The organism is Bacillus sp. PDNC022 (assembly GCF_016919285.1).
GTDB classification, from domain to species: Bacteria; Bacillota; Bacilli; order Bacillales; family Bacillaceae; genus Bacillus; species Bacillus safensis.
The window spans coordinates 2009624-2028639 of sequence record NZ_CP070345.1 but is presented as its reverse complement, the minus strand read 5'-3'; the positions used below and the strand labels follow the sequence as shown (position 1 = coordinate 2028639).

Below are 19016 nucleotides of genomic sequence, written 5' to 3'. Positions count from 1 at the left end.
TTAATGTTTAGGCTAAATCGTTTTGTCTTCACTTTTCATGATAAAAGAGAAAAAAATTAGACGAAAACAAATGTTATTCCCTGATTCTCCATATATTTCTTTTAAAAGGTGATAAGTAAGCCATGAATCCTATAAAAATGGATCATTTTAGATATTTAAGTTTATTTTTTTGCTGTTGAAACGGTAAATGTAAGAATAAAAAGCAGCAGCTTTTTGATTACCATATGAAAGGGAGTAGAAAGGAATGCGATTTATATAATGCTGAACTGACTCACCTTACATACGATATGATACAAGCTTGTTTCATATGAACGAACCATATGTGAATACATGCTTATATATGCATGTACACATCGTTTATTATTAATTCCAGTATAAATATAAAAATTCACATTTAATCTTTTCACGATCCTCTCACTATTCCCCATTTCTATAGACCCCAATCCAGTTACTCAATCCACTACTCATGAAGACCTTTCAAGCTCATGATTGATCAACTCATTTTATTCATAGGGTCTTAAGGTGCAATTTTTTAAAAAAATATTTGATCAGAAGCGGAGTGATTGATCGGACAGTAAATAAATGATTTTTTTATCGTGTTGAAAATTAATTTAAGAAAAGGGTGGATGTATTGAAAAGAATATTGTCGCTGGCACTCATCACCGTGCTAGTCATACAGTCTAGTATATTAGGAGTCTTGCCTTTAGCAGGGGCACAAGCAAAAGACATTCAAGAAAACATTTATGGGGATATTGAGTTCGCTGATAGCGAAGGCAATAAGTTATCAAGCATGGAAGATCAGCAAGTAAGAAAGGCCACTGTGCATTGGTCTATAAAAGGAATTGATCTAAAAAAGCAATACCCGTATGTACTTTCTCTTCCTTCAGCCATCCAGGTAGAGAAGGAGCAGAAGGAACCCATTACTGTGGGTGACATACCTGTTGGCGAGTATACTGTTTCAAAACAAAATGAAGTGACGGTGAAATTTAAAGAAGATGTTGAGATCGATCCAAATTTAGAAGGATCAATTGACATCGATGTCACCAGTATAGCTGAGCAAGAAGAGAAAACAAAGCAAAATGAGGGTGAAGAAAGTCTCCCAAAAGATGACTCAACCTCATCTGAGAAAGATAAAGCTTCTAACAATCAAGAAGCCGCTCAAACGAAACAAAATGATGAAGAAGAATTACTAAAGAACAAAGTGAGCGTGTCTAAGCGTGCAGGCCTGCAAAGTGTTTCAAAACAAATGCAGATACAAGAAAATCTCCTCACTGATGCGAAATTAATATTTGAAGATCAGGAAGGAAATTCAGTTGAGAAACCTGATATCAACTCGCTTATTTCCATTAACTATGAGTGGGCGATTCCAAATGGTCATAGCTATAATGGCGGGGATGAATTCCATTTCAAGGTTCCAGAGGAATTAGTGATTTACGAAAAAATCGATCGTCTCGAGATGAAATTTAATCAGGCAACCATTGGTTATTTTTCTGTAGATGAAAGCGGAAATGCCTCCATCGAATTCACTGATTTTATTAAACAATATTCAAATATTCATGGAACACTTCAAGTGTGGACGCAATTAGATAAAAAAACTGTCATTACTGAAGAAAAAGAAGTGGTCATTACCCCGATTGAAGGCAAGGATACGGTATCAATTCCGATTCAATACATTCCAAATGGTCCAAATGTCTCTAAAAAGGGAGAACCAAATCGATCTTACAATGCTGAAACCATTCAATGGACAGTAGATTTTAATATGGACTTAGAAGATATCAAACAAGCGAAGCTATTAGATCCGATTCAAGAAGGTCAAGCGTTGAAAAAAGATTCAATTAAGCTTTATCGTATTGATACAAAGCTAAATGGTGAAACATCGATTGGTCAGCAGCTTGACGAAAACCACTACACAATTGGCCAAACAGCAGATGGTCAAGATTTCACGATTGAATTTAAAGATGATGTGCATCTAGCTTACCGTTTAATGTATGAAACGGACATTACGAATCAAGATCAGTCTGCGTTTCGTAATAAAGCGTCCCTTGTCTCTGCTGATAAAGTGATTAGTTCAGCAGAAGGAACAGTGAATGTGACAAGAGGCAGTCCATTAAATAAAAAAGCCGCCCACTACGATCCAGTCACACAAACGATCACTTGGGAAATTCGTTATAACTATAACGAAAAAAAGATTGCCGAAAAGGATGCTTTATTAGAAGACTTCTTTAATGGCACACAGGCGCTGATATCTGATTCCATTCAAGTTAAAGAAGTCACAATCGATCAAAATGGCAAAGAATCAGGAACAAAAGCGTTTGAAAATTATTTGGTTCAACCTCAAAAAAAGGATGAACAAAACGGGTTTACCTTGCAATTCAATCAAGATATTCAATCAGCTTATCTCATCACCTATCAAACAAAAGCAACCGAGCGGATTTTTGAAGCTGAAGAGATTATCAATACGGTAACAGCTGGCAAAGAGAGCAAACAAGGGAAGCAAAGAATTGACCAGCAAATCCTAACGAAAAATCATGGAACACCGAATTACAAGAACAAGACCATTCCATGGCGTATCATCTTCAACAAAGATCAACAAACCATGAACAATGTGATATTAAAAGATACGTTTACAAACGAAGGATTGACGCTGCAAAAAGATAGTTTAAAAGTGACGACAGGTAATACAGTGCTTGAAGAAGGCACAGATTATCAAATCGTTGAACATGCAAATGGATTTGATATTCAATTTACGAAAGAAATAAAGACAGAACATACCGTCACATATACAACGTCTTTTGATTATGAAAAAAGAGCAGATAAAGACCAAAAAAATCTGCGTAATCATGTAAAGCTTGAATGGGTAAATGAAGATGGCAAGGATTTGACGAAGGAAAATCAATCTGTCTTCACGCCTGACACATATACGCAGTCAAATGGTTTTAAGAACGGAACTTATGATGCAAAGAAAAAAGAGATCACATGGAATATCGGTGTGAACTATAACTTGAAACATTTAGAAGAGGCGAAAATCGAGGATTTCATTCAAGGAAATCAGCGTTTGCTTAAAGATTCAATCACCGTCTACTCGCTTGATTTACAAGGCGGGGAAAATGGTGCGGAAGAAAAAGAGGTATTAGCGAAAGAACATTATGACATCAAATTCCTTGAAAATGAAAAGGGAGAAACAGGCTTCGAAGTGACTTTCAAAAAAGCCATTGATTCCCCATACAAAATCACGTATCAAACAAGTGTTGAAGGAATGGATTTAGTACAGAAAACCTACGAAAATAAAGCGACCCTTTATGATGGACAGACAAAAGAATCTGATGTGAATGCAGTGGTGTCCATTCCAAATGGGGGGAAATACACGAGTAAATCAGGAAATCAGCAAGGAAAAGTCATTGATTGGAAACTGAATATCAATTTTGGTCAATCAACAGTCCAAGATGCGACGATTATAGACCATCCGAGCAGTAACCAAGCCATAATAGAAAACTCATTTCATCTCTATTCGACGACAATAGATGAAAAGGGGCAAGTGACCAAAAAGGATGAGCTTGAAAAAGGGAAAGATTATGAGCTAGACCTTGAATTCGATCCAGATTCTTTTCAAATCAAATTTAAAGAAGAAATCACAAGACCATATATTTTAGAATACCAATCTCTCATTTTAGATAAGGTGGGAAGTACACTTCAAAACGAAGTAACGTTTAGAGGTGAAAATGTAAAAGAAATCAAAAAGGAATCTGAAGCCTCCGTTATTGTAAAACGCACCGCTGGTATGGGAGATGGCACGGGATCGATTGGTGCTTTAACCGTTAAAAAGGTAGATGCGAGTACTGGAAAAGCGCTAAAAGGAGCAAGCTTTTCTCTGACAGATGCTGCGAGCGGTATCGTCATTGGAACAAAGGCAACAGATGAAGAAGGAGCTCTTCGATTTGATCGTCTTCTGTATGGTGACTATATCGTGACAGAAGAGAAAGCACCTGATGGTTATATTAAAACGAAGGAACCGATCCATGTCACGATTGATCAGCCTTACGAATCAGGAGATCAAGCGAAAACAGGAAATAGCATGACGGTGCAGAACCAAGAAATCCGCCAGCATGTCAAGTTCACGAAAAAAGACAAAGAGACAGGTGCGGCATTAGAGAATGCAGAATTTGAACTGAAAAATGAATCTGGAGAGACCGTTCAAACTCACTTGAAAACGGACGAAAAAGGAGAAATTCTTTTCAAACATCTTGAGCCAGGTTCCTATTATTTTGTGGAGACAAACGCACCGAAAGGCTATCAATTAAATCAGCAAAAATGGCCGTTCACCATTAAAGAGAATCAAACAGAAACAACGACTGTCACTGCAGTAAATGACATCATCAAAGGCTCTGCTGAATTGAGCAAAATAGGTGAAGGCGGAGAGAGACTAGAAGGTGCACAATTCAAGCTCTTAGATAAAGATGGGCAAGAGCTGCAAAACTCGCTTGTCACAGGAGAAAATGGCAAGATCACGATAAATGAACTAAGACCGGGTACGTATCAGCTCGTTGAAACAAAAGCACCAGATGGTTATGTGTTAGATGAAACGCCAATCCAATTTGAAGTACCACTTGATCCAAAGGAACCGGTCATCATTTCGAAAAAGAATCTATATGAAACAAATGCATTAGAAGTGATGAAAGAAGGGGAAGATGGCAAGAAACTTCAAGGGGTTCGATTTGAAATCCTGAATCAAAATGACGAAGTTGTGCGTAAAGATTTGACAACAGATGAAGATGGGAAGATTTTGGTCGACAACCTCAAACCGGGCAAATATCAGCTCGTGGAGACAGAGAGTATTGATGGTTACCAAAAGAAAAATAAACCTTATCCTTTTACCATTGAAATCGCACAAAAAACACCAGCAGAGATCAAAGTGATCAATGATCTCAAAACTGGATCTGTCCAACTCACGAAGCTCGGTGAAAAGGATGATGTGCTTGAAGGAGCAGAATTTAAGCTTGTAGATGCAAATGGAAAAGAGATAAAAACAGGTCTCGTCACTGATCAGAACGGGAAGATCATCGTCAACGATCTGAAACCTGGAACGTATCAGTTTGTTGAAACGAAGGCTCCATTCGGTCATGAGCTTGACGAAACACCTGTCACTTTTGCTATTCCATTTAACCCTGAGAAGCTGGTCAGTGTGACAAAAGAAAACAGCCGCACTACAGGCGGAGTGCTGTTACACAAAAAAGGCGAAGATGGGAAATCATTAGAAGGAGTTGTCTTTGACCTATCTGATGCCAAAGGAAAGATAGTGGCAGGAGGAGAAGGGATTACAACCAATCAGGATGGAAAGATCACCTTCACAGGTTTAAAACCTGGAACCTATCAATTTGTTGAAAGAAAGAGTCTTGAAGGCTATGAATTGAGTACGAAACCACTTGTCTTTGAAGTTGAATTAGGTCAAAAAGAGTTGATTCAAGTGGAGGTAATCAATCAGCTCAAGAAAGGTTCTGTAGAACTCACAAAAATAGGGGAAGAAAAGGAAAGATTGAAAGGCGCAGAATTTACCCTTTTCAATGAAGATGGAAAAGAATTGATGTCAGGTTTAACAACCAACGAGAAAGGCATTATCACTGTCAACGATTTGAAACCAGGCGCTTACCAATTGGTTGAAACGAAGGCTCCTTTTGGACATAAACTTGATGCAGAACCAGTAGACTTTAAGATTGATTTCAATCCAAAACAACTGGTGAAAGTGACAAAAGAAAATATTCGGACGACAAGTGCTGTACAGCTTCAGAAAAAAGGCGAAGATGGTCAGTTGCTCAAAGGAGTGACCTTCGATCTGTTTGATGAGCACGATCAACGTATAAAGAAAGACTTAAAGACAGATAAAAACGGTCAACTAACAGTCGATCAACTGAAGCCAGGAACCTATCAATTTGTCGAAACAGCAAGCATTGCCGGCTATGAACTGGATCAGACACCTGTCACCTTTACGATTCGATTGGGTCAAGACAAACCAGCCAAAGTAGAAATGATTAATAAGCTGACGCCGGGAGCAGTGGAACTGACCAAAGTGGATGATGAAGGACATACGCTGGAAAATGCAGAGTTTGCTCTTCTAAGTAAAGAAGGGAAAACGTTGAAGAAATCACTTGTAACGAATCAAAAAGGAAAGCTTCTCATCAACGATCTAAAACCGGGAGAATATCAATTCGTTGAAACGAAAGCACCTCATGGCTATCAATTGGATCATCAGCCGATCCTGTTTACGATTGAGAAAAATCAGCAGAAGCCGCTTCAATTAACAGCGAAGAATCATTTGATCTTAGGAAGTCTGCGTATCATAAAGGTAGACCAGCAGACAGATAGAACCTTAAAAGGGGCAGCCTTTGACATTCGTACAAAAGCCGGGAAAACCATAAAATCTGTGACAACAGGAAAAGACGGAGAAGCCATTGTCAAAGGGCTTAAACCTGGAGAGTATCTACTCACAGAGACGAAAGCTCCAGATGGTTATGTAGCGTTAAAGAAACCTCTCGCTTTTACAATTCAAATGGGCGAAGAGGACATCAAGACAATGATTGTAAAAAATGCACCAGTGAAGAATGAAGAGGACCACACGAATCCTCCAGCTTCAGATAAAGGGGATCAACATCCGCCTCATGACTCAAACGGTGAGCTGCCAAAGACTGGAGAAGAATGGCTGCGTTACTTGATGTATGCAGGGATGTTACTAGCAGCTTCTGGAACTGTTCTTCTTGTTGTCAGAAGAAGAACCATTCAGTAAAAGGAAGGAACGAGTGTATAGATGAAAAAAAGAACCTTATTAGGCAGCTTTTTGGTGGTCGCAGGACTAATGCTCATATCTGTTCCTTTTATATATGAGTGGCGAACGTCTCAAGAGACAGCAGCATTGGAACAGGCATTAAAGATGATTGAAGAAAATGACAGTGATGCCCTTTCTTCTATTCCACATTTAACTGTGTCAGAAGAAGACCTGCGAGATGTGATGGAGCTAGAGATCCCGTCAATTGATTTAAACGAAAAAGTACTTCCTGTTACATCAAAAGAAAATTTAGGTATAGCACTGACTCAAATTAAATCTCATCAAATGCCAGGTGAAGGGAATTTCACGATTGCAGGGCATAGAGGGTATAGAGGCGACCGGCTTTTCCGGCAGCTGCCAGAGGTGCCTAAAGGAGAAAAAGTTGTCTTACATCATCAAGCAGAATCATACGAATATAAAATTGTCAGCTCAGCCACGATAGAACCGACGGATGTGGATGTACTAAAGGATCGCGGGGAAAATGAACTGACATTGATCACTTGTACACTTGATGGTCAGAAACGCTTTGTCTTAAAAGGAATACGAATCAATGCTTCAAAGGGTAAGCAACCGTCGGATGTATAACACCAACATAATAAATGATGGAGCCGATGGAAAAGCAGCGCTCACGACCGATATGTTACACCAATTGTTATCAGAGCAATATCCAACTTTAAAAAACGAACGTTGGGATGTTGATGTAGATACAATTCGGGCTTCGCCTATTCTTCATCCTATATTAAAAAGAAAGCTACCATTTGGTATCGAAAAATTCACCTGTGTCTTGTTCACGCAGCAAACAGCCGTTTTTGGAGAGCCTTTGATTGTGTACTTTTTATTAGATGAAAAAGGCGAATCGATTTACGCAATGGATCTCTTGCTCGAGCAGCAAGATACCCATTGAATGAGAAACAAAAAAGGAAGGGCTTTAACTCCCTTCCTTTTTTGTTATTTAATTATGCAAACAACTTCAGCCCAACCACACCAATCACAATCAGCAGCAAGCTGAGAATACGAATCATGTTTTTCGGCTCTTTAAATAGAATCATATTAAACAAGACAGAGCCCGCCGTTCCAAGTCCAATCCAGACCGTATAGGCGACGGATACTTGAACGGACGAGAACGAGGCGTATAAAAACAAAAAGGATAACGCAAACCCGCCGACAAATAAAATGCCTGTCGTGATTTGCTTTTTCTTACTAAACATATTGAGGCCAATGGTTCCGCCGATTTCGCAGGCAGAGGCCAACAGTACAAAAAACCAGCCCATTTATACCGCTTCTCCTTTCTGCTCATGTGCATCTCCATCAGACACTTTCAGTCCAATAATCCCGAGAATTAAAATTCCCATAAATAAGAGCTTTTCTAATGAAAACGAACCGCCGAACAGCGCATAATCCATCAAAGATGTACCTATCGTTCCAACTCCGGCAAACACGGCATACACGGTCCCTGTCGGCAGTTTCTCGCAGGCCTTCATTAAAAAATAAAAATCAACTGGGATCAGACAGATAATGATCGCCCATTCCCACACAGCATCAGCTCTATTTAAACCAAACACCCAAAGTAATTCGAATAAACAAGTGAGTGCAACATACATCCAGCTTTTTTTCATTGTATTTCCTCCTAAAACTCAAAACTGACGATTCGTCATTTTAAAGCCAAAAAAGAGCGTACAGCAAGTGCTGTACTAAGATTGTCGACAAAGGGCTAAAATGAACTTTATTTTAGCCCTTTGTCTTCTTTTCAGCGTGATAGAAAACCTTTGAAGTCTAGAAAGGACGGCTACTTTTGCGGAGCGAATTTGACATTCGTGAGCACCAGCGCGCAGAACTGACAAAGAATGCGAGGGTTTGTCTACACGCTGTGTACAGCAAGTGCTGTTAAGTTAAGGTGTCTCTATGCCAAGTGCGTAAAGAAGAAATTGCTTCACCTCTCGCTTTTGAATCAGAACCTCTTCTGTATCTGTTTCGGTAAACAAGTACATTTGCTCAGCAGACGATTCGAGTAAACCGATAATGAATTTGGCTGCATATTGACAGTTCAAATTCGCACGGACCCTTTTGTCCTGCTTTGCTTTTTCTAGAAAAGCAGCGACCCATTTGTAGATCGGCTCATAAATATCTTCCCATTCCTTTAAATGCTCGGTGGCGGCTAAGCCTGAGTAGGTCAGGGCAAGGACATCACGGTATTGTCTAGTAAAAGCAAAAATGAATTCAACAAGCGCATCTGCTTGATCGAGGACATCTGCATGCTGAGTTAATTCCTTTTCAATTGCAGGCACCATCTGTGCGATAAGATGTTCTGCGATAGCAGGCATGACGGAAAGCTTTGAAGGAAAATATAAATAAAATGTTCCTTGCGCTACTCCTGCTGCTTTCACAATATCCGAAATGGTCGTCTTTTCGATTCCTTTTTCTTTAAACGCATCAATCGCAGCAAGCATAATCTTTTCTCGTTTCGACATATCATCACCGACCTTAAATGACTGAATGTCATTCATTTTAGCGAGAAAATGACGATTTGTCAATATGGTTTTCTCTTCATTGAATGTGAGAATAAGTGATGAATAGATGCGGGCAAGCCTGAATAAGCTGTAAATATGGTCAAGCATCATCATGTGAGAAAGGGGCAGCTCTCTGTATGACATCCAGTGCTATGTTTTCCATTGCTTATTTTCTCCTGCTCGTCCCGCTCTATTTACATATGAGATACAAACAGGCAAAAAAGCACAATCGTTTTATTTATTTGCGGACAGAATTGGTCCTTGCCTGTCTGTTTATTTATACGAATGTTTTATTATATTTGACAGTCTTTCCAAATCGTTTTTCTGCCCCAAGAGATCAGGTGAGTGTCAACCTCATGCCTTTGCAGTCCATTTATCAAAATCTTCACGCCTACCATCATGGCTATCCAAATCTTGTCTTTTTAAATTTAGCAGGAAACATATTGTTATTTGTACCACTCGGTTTTTTTCTATATCAAGCCTTTAGAACTATGCGCTGGCAAAAGGCGGTTCTTGGGGGCTTTCTCTTGTCAACCATGATCGAATTGCTCCAATGGATGTTCTCGCAATCTGGTATCATTACAAGAAGCAGCGATATTGATGATATTCTCTTAAATACACTTGGCACAGCGCTAGGCTGTATTGTGTATCAGATCTATCGAAAAAGGAAGGAGAAAATCTGAGTGAAGCGAGTTTGTATCATTCCGTGTGGCGCGAAGAAAATTTGGGATGTCGATCCAGAAGCAGGGAGCCAGCCAGCGAACCATGTATATTTAAGTCCTCTGCATCAGCGTACGAAAAGCTATGCTCAAACGTTTTTTTCAGACTGGATGATCTTATCAGCGAAACATGGGTTCTTAAAGGCACAGGATATCATTCACGAAAATTATGATGTGGCTTTTGGTACACCGCATGCTGAACAGATCACACGAGAAGAACTGAGCCGGCAATTTCATCAAAAAAATCTTTTCGCATATGATGAACTGGTGGTACTAGGTGGAAAGAAATATCGAAAAGTGATCGATCCTTTATTACAGCCTCATCAAAAAGCAAATTATCCGCTGGCTCCATATAAAGGAATTGGCTACATGCTTCAGGCGTTACATCAAGCAGTGGAATCAAAAATAGAACTTCCGCCGCATATTTAACACATTCACATCTACGGTAAGCAGGGTTTTGATCATTAAAAAGAGAATAATTGAAATAGCGATGCTGATTGTTTCATATCTTTTCAGCAGCCACTAGCATGTCCATATCGCTCGGATGAAGTGGCTCAATGAAAAAGGGAGGCGTATGAACATGACAACCATCTATTTAGCTGGTGATTCGACCGTTTCATCTTATCCAGATCGTCCTGTTCAAGGAGGATGGGGAGAGTTTTTACACCGCTATACAGCACACGGGGTTAATGTCGAGAACCGTGCCATTGGTGGAAGAAGCTCAAAAACATTCATTGAAGAAGGACGCCTTGATGACATATTGGCTGACATTCAGCCAGGAGACTGGCTTTTCATACAAATGGGGCACAATGATGCTTCCAAGGAAAAGCCTGAGCGGCATACTGATCCTTTCACGACATATAAAAGCTACCTGTCTCAATATATTCATGGAGCAAGAGCAAAAGGGGCAACACCACTTTTATTAACGCCAGTCGGCCGTTTTCATGAAAAAGACGGAGAATTTATCAATGATTTTCCTGATTACTGTGCCGCTATGAAAGAATTAGCCGATGAAGAAGAAGTTCTTCTCGTCGATTTAAATACCGCAAGTCTTCAGTTTTATCAAATTTCCGGTATAGAGAAAACGACCTCTTACTTTATGCTGTCAACAGGAATTGAGGATCGCACGCACTTTACAAAAGAAGGAGCAGATGCGATTGCAAGACTTGTTTCTCTTGAATTAAAAGACCTTGGTTTAACCATTGTGTGATGGATGACAGGACGAGTGAGCGCTCGTCCTGTTCTTTTTTTGCAGAAAGCTATTGATTCCCTTCACTAGAGTAGACTACAATAGGTACATATGATAATGAGAATCAATATCACTGAAAAATAGATCATTCGATGGAAAACTGGAGGGACTCAAATGACAGATCAGCTTGAATTGTTTGACGTCACCATTATTGGCGGCGGTCCAGCAGGCATGTATACCGCCTTTTATAGTGGGATGCGGGACTTAAAGACGAAGGTACTTGAGTACAACGAAAGCCTTGGCGGAAAAATCCTTCTGTATCCTGAAAAGGTCATTTGGGATGTCGGCGGTTTGCCGCCAACAAGAGGAGAACAGCTGATACAGCAGCTGGAAACACAGGCGAAAACATTTGAACCAGAGATTGCACTGAATCAAAAAATCACGTCATTCGAGCGAGATGAACATAATCACATTATACTGACGGCTGAAAATGGTGATCGTCATTTAACAAAGACCCTCATATTAGCGATGGGTCACGGCATTCCAGTTCAGCGGAAACTTGAAATCGAGCATGCAGACCGCTATGAAGTGACAAACCTTTATTACACTGTCCAGGAGCTTAAGACATTTGCAGGGAAGCGGGTTGTTATTTCAGGAGGCGGCGACTCAGCGGTTGACTGGGCCAATGCCCTTGCACCGATTGCTGAAAGTGTCACCGTCGTGCATCGCCGTGACATGTTTGGCGGACATGAGAAAAACGTCGCCAACATGAAGGCAACTTGCAAACGAATTTTAACCCCGCATGAACTAACAGAGCTGCATGGTCAAGGTGACAAAATTGATGCCGTCACCATTCAAAACATAGAGACAGGTGAAAAAGAACGAATTGAAACAGATGCTGTGATCGTTAATCATGGGATGAAAGGCGATTTAAGCGTGCTATCAGAATGGGGCCTCAAGCAAGGTGAATGGGGACTGATCGAGGTCAATGAAAAAATGGAAACCAATTTACCGGGCGTCTATGCGGTAGGCGACTTGTGTACACATAAAAGCAAGGTCCGCTTAATTGCCGGCACGTTTGTTGATGGAGTCAATGCACTGAATAGCGCAAAACTTTACATCGAACCAGAAGCCGAAAAAGTGGCATACGTTTCCTCTCATAACGAACGCTTTAAAGAGAAAAACAAAGAATTACAAACAGCTGGAGCTCGTTAATGAATATCCAGTCAACCATTGAAGTGCTAAAATTTTAGCACTTTTTTTATATGGAAGGAGAAAGAGAAAATGACAACCCGTACTCATACCATTCTGCGCATGAAAGAAAGTAGAGAGCGTTCTCTTTCTGTCAAACAAGCAGTCTCCTGGCAGACATCTTTCCCTATGTTCTTGACATGCGATGGATCTGTGAGAATTGAAATGGAAGGATTGCAATATCAGCTAAACGCAAAAGACAGTATGTTGATCCGCTCAGGTATAAACGTAATGCTCCAATCTTTATCCAACGAACAGATGGCGATTTATACGATCACATTTGATCAGTTTACCCTGGCAAATGATGCGCAAAATGAATTGGTTTTTAAGATGAGTTATGATGATCTGCCGGATAATGGAGCAATGGTCAAAGGCTCTGCCATGCTTTTTTCCTACATCAAACAAATGGAGATGAGTCAGTGCATCCAAGAACAGGAGAAAAGGCTGGAGGACATCATGCACATTTTTCACCGTCAATCCAAGCCATACACTGAGAAAGTGCATTATTCTATTGAAATGATTTTGCAGTATATGGAGCAGCATTATGAAAAAAAACTAACGAGAAAAGACTTAGCCCATAAGATGGGTTTTCATGAGAGTTATTTTTCGACCTTTTTTAAACAAAGTATGGGACTGAGTGTGACTGACTATCTTGCACAAATTCGAATAGATGAAGCAAAAAAACGTCTTCTGCAAACAGATGATCAAATTCAAATGATTGCGCGGCAAGTGGGCTATACAGACAGTTTATATTTCAGCAGGATATTCAGGCAGAAGACAGGAAGGTCCCCTAGTCAGTTCAGAAACAATCGAAGACCAGAGCGAATTGCTGCTTTTCAATTCGTCGGGTCATTGGCCGCGCTAGGCATTCGGCCTGTCTGCATTGACAAAGAAACCTTTCTCCATTCAGATATACTCAAAGATCAGCTGGCCGGTGCGCTGGTCATAGATGAACACACACCTGATGACGTATTCAAATCACTTCAATTAGATATAATCATTATTCCTAACTATTTTTATTCGAAGCCTGCGTTGATCAAACGGTTGGAGCGGATTGCCCCTGTCCTTGTTCTGCCATATACCGGTGGTCATGTTGTACAAGAGGTCTTATCTACAGGTCGTCTGTTAGGAAGAGAGAAAGAGGCAGATGATTGGGTGAAACGCTTCGAACATCTGAGTCAAAAGGCAAGAAATGATCTATCTTCCTTTAGGGAAAAAGGAGAGACAGTGGCGATTTATGAAATGAGAGGACACGACAAAGTGTATATGTGGTCCTATAATGCTAGAGGCGCCTTCTACCTTTACGAAACGCTTGATTTAAAGCCTCCGAAGACGATTCTAGAAGAAGTTCTTCTCCCCAATCAACATACAGTCATTCCTTTAGAAAGGTTAAGAGAATACGAGGCGGATCACATGTTTTTTATTGTAGGTGTTGAACATGGGTGGTATGACCAAATGGAACAACGGATGGAGGAAAGCGATGTTCTCCGTCAATTGTCCGCTGTGAAAAACGGAACCTTCTATCCACTAAAGCTAGAGGAGTTTCGATTTGATGAGGGGGAGCGGGTGCTTCATTTAATGAACCGATTTGTCTCCCGATTGACTCAGGAACCCAATCCAACAATTGTCCATATGTAAGTTGCGAGAATCCTCCATAGACCACTTCGTATGAGGTTGATAGAATACATGAGACTAGTAATTGATAACTATTCTCATTTGTATCAGGAAAATGAAGGAGGAATACTCATATGAAAAAAACATATTGGATATGTGCTGTCATCTTCATGCTGGTATTGTCAGCCTGTGGCAATAAAGAACAAGCCAAAACGGCAGAAACAAAGCAGCAAACGAAAACTATTGAGACTGTAAAAGGAAAAATCGACATTCCAGCAAACCCAAAACGCATTCTCATAGATGGATATTTAGGCAGTGCAATTGCATTGGATGTTCACCCTGTAGGTGCAACAACACAAGATTTAAAGAATGTACACCTGAAGGACAAGATCAAAGGGATAGAGGACATTAGTGACGAGCGTTCAGCTGAAAAAGCACTTAGCTTAAAGCCTGATCTAATTATCACCGCAGTACAGGATGAAAAAATCTATGATGTGTATAAAAAAATAGCGCCAACACTCGTATATCCTTACAATTCATTCAAAGACGCACATGAGGAAATCACAACTTTGGCTAAGGTGCTAAACAAAGAAGAGGAAGGAAAAACGTTTCTCGCCTCTTTTGATCAACGTATTGAAGCAGCTCGAAAAAAAGTAAAGTCTGCATTAAAAGAGAATGAAACAGTTTCCATCATGGGCGCATTTAAAAACGATGTGTATGTGTATGGGAACGGAATTTACCGAGGCGGACAGGCGCTATATCAACAATTGAAAGTGAATCCGCCAAAAGAGGTTGAAGATACAATTTTAAACAGTAAAACAGGCTATGAGGTACTCTCCTATGAAACCCTTCCGAAATATGCAGGGGATTATATCTTCATTGATGAATCCAATGGCGGGACATTTGATAAAAATAATTCCATCTGGAAGAGTTTAAAAGCTGTTAAAAAAGAGCAAACCTATCAACTGGATGCAGAATTCTTTTGGCCTTATGATCCCATTGCAGTCATGAATCAAGCTGAAAAGTTTGCTGATTTATTGACAGATTTATCTCATCATTAGGAGGTCTGTCAATTGTTTAAACGTTTTTTTTCATACTACAAACCTTATATGGGACTGTTTATATTAGATTTTTCCTGTGCGGTACTGGCTGCCTTACTCGAACTATCCTTTCCGCTAGCCATCAGTAAAGTGATGGACGATTTACTGCCCAATGGTAATTGGGAAGCCATTTGGTTCTGGGGCAGTTTGCTGCTCATTTTATATGTCATCAGTTCCACCATGCATTACGTTGTGACTTATTTTGGCCATAAGTTGGGGATCAATATTGAGACCGATATGAGGAATCAACTATTCTCTCATGTACAAAGAATGTCATTCCGTTTCTTTGACCAAAAGAAAACAGGCAAGCTCGTATCACGCATGACCAATGATTTAATGGATATTGGAGAGATGGCACATCACGGCCCAGAGGATTTATTTATCGCCATCATGACATTAACGGGCGCGTTTGGTTTGATGCTATCGATTAACTGGCAGCTTGCGGTTCTCACATTTATTGTCGTTCCATTCCTGATCGGATTATCAGTCTACTTTACGAAAAAAATGTCTGCTGCTTTTGATAAAATGTTTTCAAGCATTGGACAATTCCATTCACGAGTGGAAAACAATATTAGCGGCATTCGTGTGGTGAAGGCCTTCGGGAATGAGTCACATGAAATGGATCGTTTTATCGAGCATAACGAGCAGTTTAGAAAAACAAAACTGACAACATATCAAATGATGGCACTGCATACAGCAGTGAGTCATTTACTCATTAAAAGTGTCACCGTATTTGGACTGGTGTGCGGTGCATGGTTTGTGCTGCAAAAAAATATGACATATGGGGAATTTGTTTCATTCGTGCTATTAACAGGTATTTTCTTAGGACCCATTCAACAAATCAATGCAGTCATTGAAATGTATCCAAAAGGTGCAGCAGGCTTTAAACGATTCGCATCACTGATCGACCAAACACCAGATGAAAAGGATGATGAGGATGCAATCGAAGTCCATCAGTTAAATGGGAATATCATTTTTGAGCATGTATCTTTTCAATATGAATCAAACAAACCTGTTCTGCATGACATCAATCTTGAGGTCAAACAAGGAGAGAAAATTGCCATTGTCGGTCCATCTGGTGCTGGAAAATCGACGCTTTGTAATCTGCTTCCCCGGTTTTATGAATGGCAGGAGGGGAGTATTACAATTGATGGCATAGACACGCGAAAGATGACACTTGCATCGCTGCGCGCACAAATTGGTGTCGTGCAGCAGGAGATTTATTTATTTCATGGAACAATACGTGAAAACATCCAATACGGAAAACTGAATGCATCTGAAGAAGAGATTTGGCAAGCAGTAGAGAAAGCTCAGCTAATGGACTTAGTCAATAGTTTGCCAAAAGGACTTGATACAGTCATTGGTGAGCGCGGGATGATGTTATCTGGAGGACAAAAACAGCGTATCTCCATAGCACGTATTTTCTTGAAAAATCCGCCCATTTTCATTTTAGATGAGGCGACCTCTTCGCTTGATACCGAGACAGAGTCTTTTATTCAAGCATCACTAGAAGAGCTGGCTGAAGGACGAACGACCTTTATCATTGCGCATCGTTTAGCGACAATTCAGCATGCCGATCGCATTATCGTACTCACAAAAGAAGGCGTAAAAGAGCAGGGAAAACATGAAGAATTACTCAAAATGGATGGACTTTACCGTCGTTTATACGAAACACAATTTAGAATGTAACATTTCAAAAAGGGCTAAAAATCATTTTAGCCCTTTTTGATGTATAGAAAATGAGAAATTAACTGCGAGGCGCAAATAACATCACACTGACTCCAGCCAAACAGATCAAAGCACCCATCCAGTCATATAGATCAGGTGTTTTTCGATCGACCCACCAGCCCCAAAACACAGCAAGAATGACAAAAACACCGCCATAGGCAGCATAAACCCGTCCGAAAGTCGGAAACTGCTGGAAGGTTGGAATGACGCCATATGCAACCAAGATGAGGCTGCCGGCGATCCCAAAGCTGACAGGTTTTGCTTCACGCAGCCAAAGCCATACCAAATAGCCTCCGCCAATTTCTGCTAAACCTGCTAATAAAAAAAGAACAATCGTCACCATCATATACGGACACTCCAATTTCTCCAATTTACACCCTATTATGACATGTGGAAAGAATGCGTTCTACCTCAATTGAATTGAGAGGGAGACGAGAGCTTGCTAAAATCAACTGATCAGAGAGTGGTCACACATGGATTCTTGACTTTTGTACCATAAGTGATCCAAATGGTTTGTTATGTCGTAAAGTAAATACATTCTCATGAGGAGCACACTTCCTTTTTCAGCGCTCTTTTTTTCTCCTTGAAAAAAGAGTAAAGTACAAGGTAGGCTTATTTCAGCAAATCGAGTGATAAGCAATACGTGAAGGATTTCATGATGGATGCGCATGCTCTTTCTCATGAAAAAGGAAGGAGATGACCATGGACACATTGCAAGATTTTGAGCTGTATCACAAGATCAAATATGATCGTCACAAGCCCTCGCTTGAAGTGCTGTACGATCGTTATGAACGTGTGTTATATTCGTTTATTTATAAAATGACTGGCAGCCGTGAGCTCGCGGAGGAAGTGCTTCAAGAGGTCTTTATCAAGCTCTGGCGCGGCATAGGAGAATATCATACGGATAAAGGGAAATTCTCCTCGTGGTTATTCATGATGTCACGAAACACGGCCATTGATCTCATAAGAAAGAAACGGAATGAAACGGCTTTGGAAGATGAGCATATTGAATATTTAGCCGATCATCAAGAAGATGTATCAAAAGAAGTGGAATGGAACGAGGAAAAACAAATCATACGTGAAGCAGTATCTACACTGTCAAAAGAACAGCAAGCCATCATAGAAGATGTCTATTTTAAAGGGATGACACAAAAGAGCATCGCGGAAAAGCTGGGCATCCCTATTGGTACGGTAAAGGGAAGGGTTCGATTGTCATTAAAGCATTTGCGATCAAAACTGTCTCGCGGAGGAAAGGAGGAAGAGGCATGACTCAGTGTAAACATCAAGTGATTGATTATTTCAACGGGCATTTACAAGGAGAAGAAAACGCGCAATTTGAAGAGCACATCAAGCACTGCTCAGCTTGCAAAGAAGAGCTTGAAGAATTGACATCGCTCATGTCTGACATTCCATTTCTAGCCGAAGACCAAACACCTCCGGCAGGGATGAAAGACCGTATTTTATCCCAGGTGTTTGAAGAAGAGACAGTAGAAGAAAAGAATAGCCATAGAAAAGAGCTCAAGGCTGCATCTGAGCCAAACGAAATCAAACCACTGAAAAAGAAACGAAACCAGTGGCTCCTACCGCTCGTTGCGGCATTGTTTCTCATTTCAGCAGCTGGAAATGTGTATTTCTTAACGAATGGAAAAGAACAGGCGGAAGAACCTGTCAGAGTTGTTGCCACAAAATCACTGGCATCGTCCGCATCACCAAAAACGACAGGTGCTTTTTCAGTGATAGAGCATAACGGCAAAAAAGAACTTGTGGTGAGTGCAGATGGCTTAAAGGGTCAGCTTGATTCATCTGCTGTTTATCAAGTGTGGCTCATTAAAGGAGATCAGCCGGTGCCAGCCGGTGCCTTTAAAACAGATAACAAAGGGGAAGGAACCGTCACCTATGCGTTATCTGAAAAAGAAGCAAGCGAATCATGGGATACCGTGGCTGTTACCCTTGAACCAAAAAAGGATAACAAGCTTCCGCAAGGTCCTGTCGTACTAAGTGCTGCTTTTTAAGTTTGATTCATGAAAAGGATGCCTTCTTGAGGCATCCTTTTTTGATAGCGAAGGGGAACATTTCGGCCAATGAAACGTAGTA

The 19016-nt window shown here is 40.4% G+C and carries 16 protein-coding genes; 12 read left to right on the top strand and 4 right to left on the bottom strand.

All coding sequences use genetic code 11. From position 1 onward, the window contains the following. The first annotated feature begins 631 nt into the window (after nucleotides 1-631). The 3 genes from JVX94_RS10585 to JVX94_RS10575 are packed head-to-tail and all read left to right on the top strand — an operon-like array spanning nucleotide 632 to nucleotide 7718. Nucleotides 632-6775, top strand: a complete 6144-nt coding sequence (locus JVX94_RS10585) for a SpaA isopeptide-forming pilin-related protein (RefSeq protein WP_205183002.1) — start codon at nucleotides 632-634, stop codon at nucleotides 6773-6775. A 21-nt stretch (nucleotides 6776-6796) separates the two neighbouring features. Then, nucleotides 6797-7399 (top strand): class D sortase, encoded by a 603-nt coding sequence (locus JVX94_RS10580; protein WP_205183000.1) that lies wholly within the window; start codon nucleotides 6797-6799, stop codon nucleotides 7397-7399. Continuing rightward, on the top strand, nucleotides 7392-7718 hold the full coding sequence (locus JVX94_RS10575) for a hypothetical protein (protein ID WP_205185547.1): 327 nt from the start codon (nucleotides 7392-7394) through the stop codon (nucleotides 7716-7718). Before JVX94_RS10580 ends, JVX94_RS10575 begins: the two co-directional genes overlap by 8 nt. 52 nt (nucleotides 7719-7770) lie before the next feature. Here JVX94_RS10575 and JVX94_RS10570 read toward each other — a convergent pair whose 3' ends face one another. The 3 genes from JVX94_RS10570 to JVX94_RS10560 form a co-directional block, all read right to left on the bottom strand. Continuing rightward, nucleotides 7771-8085: a DMT family transporter gene (locus tag JVX94_RS10570; protein ID WP_003217878.1), complete on the bottom strand. Its 315-nt coding sequence runs from the start codon at nucleotides 8083-8085 to the stop codon at nucleotides 7771-7773. Continuing rightward, nucleotides 8086-8430 carry a DMT family transporter gene (locus JVX94_RS10565; protein WP_003217798.1) on the bottom strand — a complete coding sequence of 115 codons (345 nt, stop codon included), beginning with the start codon at nucleotides 8428-8430 and terminating at the stop codon, nucleotides 8086-8088. 273 nt (nucleotides 8431-8703) lie between these two features. After that, nucleotides 8704-9282, bottom strand: coding sequence for a TetR/AcrR family transcriptional regulator (locus tag JVX94_RS10560; RefSeq protein WP_024425822.1), 579 nt, complete (start codon nucleotides 9280-9282; stop codon nucleotides 8704-8706). A gap of 176 nt (nucleotides 9283-9458) precedes the next feature. Here JVX94_RS10560 and JVX94_RS10555 point away from each other — a divergent pair, with 176 nt between their 5' ends. The 7 genes from JVX94_RS10555 to JVX94_RS10525 all read left to right on the top strand — a co-directional run bounded on the left by JVX94_RS10555 (nucleotide 9459) and on the right by JVX94_RS10525 (nucleotide 16883). Beyond that, nucleotides 9459-10004, top strand: coding sequence for a VanZ family protein (locus JVX94_RS10555; RefSeq protein ID WP_205182998.1), 546 nt, complete (start codon nucleotides 9459-9461; stop codon nucleotides 10002-10004). Then, on the top strand, nucleotides 10005-10469 hold the full coding sequence (locus tag JVX94_RS10550) for a DUF6884 domain-containing protein (protein ID WP_144472419.1): 465 nt from the start codon (nucleotides 10005-10007) through the stop codon (nucleotides 10467-10469). Between the two features lie 151 nt (nucleotides 10470-10620). Next, nucleotides 10621-11250, top strand: coding sequence for a rhamnogalacturonan acetylesterase (locus tag JVX94_RS10545; protein ID WP_144472417.1), 630 nt, complete (start codon nucleotides 10621-10623; stop codon nucleotides 11248-11250). 153 nt (nucleotides 11251-11403) lie between these two features. After that, the gene (locus tag JVX94_RS10540; protein WP_111291953.1) at nucleotides 11404-12444 is read left to right on the top strand and encodes an NAD(P)/FAD-dependent oxidoreductase; all 1041 of its coding nucleotides are present in this window, start codon (nucleotides 11404-11406) and stop codon (nucleotides 12442-12444) included. Between the two features lie 69 nt (nucleotides 12445-12513). Next, complete coding sequence (locus JVX94_RS10535; protein ID WP_111291954.1) at nucleotides 12514-14118, top strand: helix-turn-helix domain-containing protein; 1605 nt, start codon at nucleotides 12514-12516, stop codon at nucleotides 14116-14118. 110 nt (nucleotides 14119-14228) lie between these two features. After that, nucleotides 14229-15155 carry an ABC transporter substrate-binding protein gene (locus JVX94_RS10530; protein ID WP_095408007.1) on the top strand — a complete coding sequence of 309 codons (927 nt, stop codon included), beginning with the start codon at nucleotides 14229-14231 and terminating at the stop codon, nucleotides 15153-15155. Between the two features lie 12 nt (nucleotides 15156-15167). Beyond that, nucleotides 15168-16883, top strand: coding sequence for an ABC transporter ATP-binding protein (locus JVX94_RS10525; RefSeq protein WP_144472413.1), 1716 nt, complete (start codon nucleotides 15168-15170; stop codon nucleotides 16881-16883). Between the two features lie 58 nt (nucleotides 16884-16941). Here the strand turns inward: JVX94_RS10525 and JVX94_RS10520 are convergent, their stop codons facing one another. Then, a complete protein-coding gene (locus JVX94_RS10520) occupies nucleotides 16942-17268 on the bottom strand; it encodes a YnfA family protein (protein WP_024425817.1) in 327 nt (108 codons plus the stop codon). A gap of 356 nt (nucleotides 17269-17624) precedes the next feature. Between JVX94_RS10520 and JVX94_RS10515 the strand changes: the two genes are divergently transcribed. Together JVX94_RS10515 and JVX94_RS10510 are read left to right on the top strand one after the other, a co-directional pair. Beyond that, nucleotides 17625-18191 carry an RNA polymerase sigma factor gene (locus tag JVX94_RS10515; protein WP_205182995.1) on the top strand — a complete coding sequence of 189 codons (567 nt, stop codon included), beginning with the start codon at nucleotides 17625-17627 and terminating at the stop codon, nucleotides 18189-18191. After that, a complete protein-coding gene (locus JVX94_RS10510) occupies nucleotides 18188-18934 on the top strand; it encodes an anti-sigma factor (RefSeq protein WP_205182992.1) in 747 nt (248 codons plus the stop codon). The genes JVX94_RS10515 and JVX94_RS10510 overlap by 4 nt, the downstream gene beginning before the upstream one ends. Nucleotides 18935-19016 lie beyond the last annotated feature (82 nt).